Genomic DNA, 3,266 nt, shown 5'->3' with positions numbered 1-3,266 from the left:
AAGGTCACTATCACTGGTTTCGGTTCTTTCGATGTCGGTATGCGCCAGGCTCGTCGTGGTGTGAACCCACATACAAACGAGCATATTGAGATCCCTGAGATGCGCCTTCCACGTTTCCGCGCGGGTAAGGCCCTCAAGTCTCTTGTGAAGTAGTTTAGCTACTGAAAAGAAACCGGCAGAAATGCCGGTTTTTTTGTTGTATAGAAAGTAGCTAATTGACAACTTGTATCAGTAAGGATATCGTCACCACAACTTTTCCTGTGGAGGAATTATGCAGAACCGTTCTTTGAAAATTTTTCTTACCTGCACATTTAGTGCAATCATCGGCACATTTCTTGCCTTGGAGTTTGGGCCACTCTACTGGTGGGTCGGCATGCTTATGGGCGGGTCACTGGCCTATGCGCTTTACGAGTATGAAAAGATCCCACTCCGCCTTCGCGCAGCTTGGCGGGCAGTAAGTGAGGCCCCGTTTGGTCAGTGGCTCGTAACTTCCTTGGTGGGTCTAGTTGATACAGGAAAGATACTCCTGCCCATTCTGGGTTGGTTTGCCTTAACGGGTGCGCCCTGCGCTTTCCTCTTTATGAATACTGCCCCCAGGAGGGCGGACAATTCTGAGCTGATCACCATTGCGACCGTCGTTTCCATTATGTTCTCTGTAATTTGGATGTTTTGCGGCGCTGCGGCACGGGATCATCTTAAGGGGCAGAACGGCCGCACAAGGTTTACTCAATTCCTTACCGCTTGGGAGGCAACGGCAAAGTCTTGGATCATTATCGTGCCCTTCCTGGGGCCCTTGTGGTACCTCACCCTGGTAATCATATTCGAAGGTGTTGAAGGGGCATACGACATAATTTGCCCAGTCGCTGCATTTTGTTGGACGTTCTTTAAACTCATTCACTCGGAGTTCGCCCTGCTTTGCGGTTGCGACACTGCCCTAGGGGTGGTTGCGGGTTACGTCCTCGGCAATATTTGGTGGGGAGGGGCCATTGGCGGCTGCATAGCGCTCATCAACTACGAGTTGGTCAGCAAGCGGTGGCTGAAACTGGTTCCTGCCCAGTAGCTCTGATTCGGAGGCCTTCGCATTATGCGAGGGCCTTTTTTCTTATGGTGAGGCTAACGGTGTGAGGCTAAACCTGATATAAAAGAGGGTAGTGAAGGACAATTCCTATTCGCCCCCGCGTTACTGCGTAACGCGTAGGCTCGCTCGGAGTCTGCCTCCCCGTGCAAGCACGGTCGGCATCTCCTCACTCGCCCCCGTAACTCAATGGATAGAGTAGCTCCGTCCTAAGGAGAAAATATTGGTTCGATTCCAGTCGGGGGTACCATGAAAACACTGTAAACAAAATGAATCTATTCGGTAGCAATAGCATTGTTGAGCAGCTTATCGCTGAACGGTTCCGTTCCAGTGCTCAGTCGCTTTCCCAAGAAGAGGTAGCTGAGAATATTGCTAGGATTATCGAGCAAAAAATTCCTAAGGAAGGGGCGCTTATTGTGTCCTTGATCGGGGGTGCAGCGAGTGGCAAATCAAGCTTATCCGCAAGCCTGTTAGGTCAGATTCGTGACAAGGGGATAGCCGCCGATGCTATCTGTGTGGACGACTATAACAAGTATGACCGTGCTTTCCGGCGGCATGAATACGAGGGTGAACACCCTGCGCGGGATGAAGCTATTCTCCAAAAATTCGATATCAAAATGCTCAACGGCATAGTTGAAGCAATACGGGGAAATGTGGATGAGCTTATGAAGGTGGCAGTCCCAGAATATGACGAAAAGACCGGTGTGGCGGTGGACCGGGGGCCAGTGCGCTCCATTGGTCCTGTAAAGGTACTTTTGGTTTGTGGGGATTTCAACCTAGTTGAGCGTAGTGACTTGGTTGTGTACCTCCATATGAATGATGAAGACCGTTTGGCGAATAGGATTCGCCGGGATGCCCTGCAAAGAGCTGAACCAGATACTGAAAAGACTAAGGAGAGTTTCTTGTTGCGTCAGGAGATTCAGCATTTTTCACTGACACTCCCAACGACGCAAAAAGCCGACTACTTAGTGGTTGTAGACGCTAGTAAGAAGGCTTGGACTTTCGACCTGTATTCTGTTGAGCCTCAGAGAAAGTAGCCTGACATACCTACAAACTTCAGATAGACTCACGGTATGGCCCGTTCTCAACAGACAACGCACGACATAACCTGGGAAGCCCTCTTCAAGGTGGTGGCAGTCGCCATCGGCATTTGGGCGGTCATTTTACTGCGCGATGTCATCATCCTGATGCTCGTTGTGTTTATCTTTGTGGCAGCAGTAAACCCTACTATTGGAATGCTGCAAAAAAACATGTCCCGCTCACTGGCAGTGACCCTCTTCTTTGTTGTCCTCATTGCCGCCTTGGTGGGTATTGCCTATGTCTTTATTCCGCTTGTAATTAGGCAGCTGCAGGAACTCAACAATTCTTATCCTGAACTGATTGAAAAGCTTAAGCCGTACCTTACCGAGTCGCAGCAAGTCCAGTATTCTGCTGTGCTCGACAAGATTGGTTCAAGCATTAGCACTACTATCAACACCCTCTCTACCGACTTCATTTCCAGGGGCGCCAGCTTTTTCAGCGGTGTGGCAACCTTTATCTCTGGGCTCATTATCGGCTTCTACCTTCTTCTTGAAGAGAAGAATGCGAAAGAGTTCTTTCACCAGGTACTGCCACGTGGGCGTTTCCAGGCTGTTTATGTCACCGTCCAGAAGATCTCCGAAAAGATGGGTTACTGGATCCGCGGGCAGTTCATCCTCATGCTCCTGATTGCCGTAGCCAACTTCATTGTGTACGCCCTAATTGGTGTTCCTACCCCACTGCCCCTAGCCCTCTGGGCAGGGCTCTGTGAGGCTATCCCGTATATTGGGCCGGTACTTGGCATGCTGCCGGCGATTGTCATTTCCCTTATTCACGGCAATTTCCTAGCCGCACTTTTGGTCTTCCTTATTGGCTTCCTTGTGATCCAGCAAATTGAAGCTTCCATTATTGTTCCCCGTGTCATGGGCAAGGCAGTGGGACTGTCCCCAGTCCTCGTTATCTTGGCCATTGTGGTTGGGGTAAAGCTCTTTGGAGTGCTAGGCGCCATTATTGCGGTGCCTGCAGCTGCAGGTATTTCCGTAATTGTGCAGGAATGGCCCAACCTTCGTAAGATTTGGGACAGCCCAACGCCGGAGGCCGATGCAGAGGTGCTCCTATGAAGCGCGTTGCTGAGAACCGCCGTGGAACGTTTGATATCGCTATTGAACAGACC

The 3,266-nt window shown here is 50.5% G+C and carries 4 protein-coding genes and 1 tRNA gene; all 5 read left to right on the top strand.

What is annotated here, in order from left to right; genetic code table 11:
- Positions 1-9 precede the first annotated feature (9 nt).
- Positions 10-153, top strand: a complete 144-nt coding sequence (locus VLA04_02075) for an HU family DNA-binding protein (protein HSI20480.1) — start codon at positions 10-12, stop codon at positions 151-153.
- Positions 154-271: 118 nt separating this feature from the next.
- On the top strand, positions 272-1,060 hold the full coding sequence (locus VLA04_02070) for a hypothetical protein (GenBank protein ID HSI20479.1): 789 nt from the start codon (positions 272-274) through the stop codon (positions 1,058-1,060).
- Positions 1,061-1,250: 190 nt separating this feature from the next.
- A tRNA-Arg gene (locus VLA04_02065) sits at positions 1,251-1,325 on the top strand.
- Between the two features lie 19 nt (positions 1,326-1,344).
- Positions 1,345-2,112 (top strand): hypothetical protein, encoded by a 768-nt coding sequence (locus tag VLA04_02060; protein ID HSI20478.1) that lies wholly within the window; start codon positions 1,345-1,347, stop codon positions 2,110-2,112.
- Positions 2,113-2,148: 36 nt separating this feature from the next.
- Positions 2,149-3,213, top strand: coding sequence for an AI-2E family transporter (locus VLA04_02055; protein HSI20477.1), 1,065 nt, complete (start codon positions 2,149-2,151; stop codon positions 3,211-3,213).
- Positions 3,214-3,266 lie beyond the last annotated feature (53 nt).

Source organism: Verrucomicrobiia bacterium (assembly GCA_035460805.1).
Classification (GTDB): Bacteria; Patescibacteriota; UBA1384; order CAILIB01; family CAILIB01; genus DATHWI01.
This window is presented reverse-complemented; position numbering and strand designations above follow the sequence as displayed.

Excerpts from the sequence above, each read along its gene's own strand:
- VLA04_02070 (HSI20479.1), top strand. The coding sequence starts at position 272 with ATGCAGAACCGTTCTTTGAAAATTTTTCTTACCTGCACATTTAGTGCA.
- VLA04_02060 (HSI20478.1), top strand. The coding sequence starts at position 1,345 with ATGAATCTATTCGGTAGCAATAGCATTGTTGAGCAGCTTATCGCTGAA.
- VLA04_02055 (HSI20477.1), top strand. The coding sequence starts at position 2,149 with ATGGCCCGTTCTCAACAGACAACGCACGACATAACCTGGGAAGCCCTC.